2 protein-coding genes and 1 pseudogene are annotated in these 1,542 nt (G+C 67.0%); 2 read left to right on the top strand and 1 reads right to left on the bottom strand.

Annotated features, from left to right (window positions below):
* Positions 1-83: pseudogene (locus tag ACZ6D7_RS47520) on the top strand (IS5/IS1182 family transposase); the annotation flags it as partial.
* A gap of 70 nt (positions 84-153) precedes the next feature.
* A complete protein-coding gene (locus ACZ6D7_RS47515; RefSeq protein WP_469505165.1) occupies positions 154-864 on the top strand; it encodes a hypothetical protein in 711 nt (236 codons plus the stop codon).
* Here ACZ6D7_RS47515 and ACZ6D7_RS47510 read toward each other — a convergent pair.
* On the bottom strand, positions 861-1,214 hold the full coding sequence (locus ACZ6D7_RS47510; RefSeq protein WP_469505164.1) for a DUF6233 domain-containing protein: 354 nt from the start codon (positions 1,212-1,214) through the stop codon (positions 861-863). The two genes, ACZ6D7_RS47515 and ACZ6D7_RS47510, sit on opposite strands and share 4 nt — an antisense overlap.
* Between the last annotated feature and the right edge of the window lie 328 nt (positions 1,215-1,542).

The raw sequence follows: 1,542 nt of genomic DNA, 5'->3' as shown, positions 1-1,542 counted from the left end.
GCGTCTTCCGCAGAGCCCGCTGCAGCCCCAACCGCATGACGGTCATCGCCGCTGCCGTCCTCACCCTGGAGCGCCAACGCTGAAAACGCTCACTGTTCGGGTGCCGGAGACGTCCTGTAGATCTAGGCGTCCGCAACCCACACGAGGAGCAGGATGACTGGAGTACTGGGGCTGGCTGGCCCCGCACAGAGTGAGGTCCTCCACCACTTCACCGGCAGGAATGGCGGACGGCCGAACTGGGTGCCCGAGGAGATCCAGACCATGACGCCCGAGGAACGCCTCGACTCGATCCTCGGAAGCGCCAAGCTTCGGGCGTTCGCCCCGTTCGGGGCCGCCCCGGCCGGCCAGGGCGCACAAGGCACCCCCTGCCTGTGCTTCTCCGAGTGCACCCCCGAGCACCTGTCCTTCCTCGTCCACTGGAAGGGCTTCCGCCCATGGGGCATCGTCGGCAGCAGGGACAGCATCCACAGGGCCGGCGGGGGGGCCGTCGCGTACGTACCGCCCGATGAGCACCAGCGATTCGTCGACGCCGGACTCGGCCACTGGGCCGTCCGCACGGAATCCGGCTCGACATGGATGCACGAGCGAGAATGGCGCATCCCCGTCCGCGACAGCGATGACGACGCAGTCATCGTCGGCGGCGTGGTGGCCATCCTCATAGGCGACGTCGAGTGGCGGCCGACGAAGATACCCACGGGCTCCTGGGTGGACGGCTCCACCGGAGAACACCTCCCCGGACCTATGACCCCGTTCGCTGTGGAGCTGGAGGACTACCCGCCGCTATGGCGGGAGTCTCGCGTCTGGGCCTGGGACCAGAAGACCAGCGAGGTCGTCAAGTACGAGCCTGGCGAGCTCGCCGACTAGTCCAGAAACCCGAGAGGACTGTCCGGGCGGCAATGAGGGCACGGCTTCACCTGATGACGCAGCGCATCGAGAGCCTGCGCCCGCGTCGCCGGACGACACCGCCCGCTCTTGGCAGCCGCCCAGCAGTCCCCGGTATGAACGGCGTCCAAATTGTTCCGGTTCAAGCCGTACTGAATGAGCCACTCCGGAGGCGGCGGCCGCCGCTCCTCGCCCCGCCTGCGCTCCTCCGCCCGCCGCTGCTCCAGCGCGATCCACCCGTCGATCTGCGCCAGCGCAGCGGTCGCCTGCTGCACGACCACGCGACGCGCGAAGTGCAGCAGTTCAAGATTCGACGGGCCGGGTTCGGTCACATGTTCGATTCTAGCTGCATGGGCGCCCCGCGACTGAGTGGGCCCTCCGTTGACCGCAAGGTTAGTCGCGTGCAGCCTGTTGACCTGGGCCGACTAGGTTGGATGTCAACCAGTGGTGGTGAATCTGGGAGCTGACATCACTTCTCGTCTCCGCCCACCCGTCCGTGCCCCAGCAGCCACTGATGCTGACCGACACGCGACTGTCAGGCTGTCGTCAGAGTCGAGCCCGCACACCTAGTGACCTGAGTCGGAGATTCGTCGGCAGTAGGCGGCTACTTTGTCGAGGATCTCGTCGGCGGTCTTCGTCCAGATGAACGGCCTCGGGTGT

The sequence above is a fragment of the Streptomyces sp. NPDC041784 genome (assembly GCF_055591025.1).
This window is presented reverse-complemented; position numbering and strand designations above follow the sequence as displayed.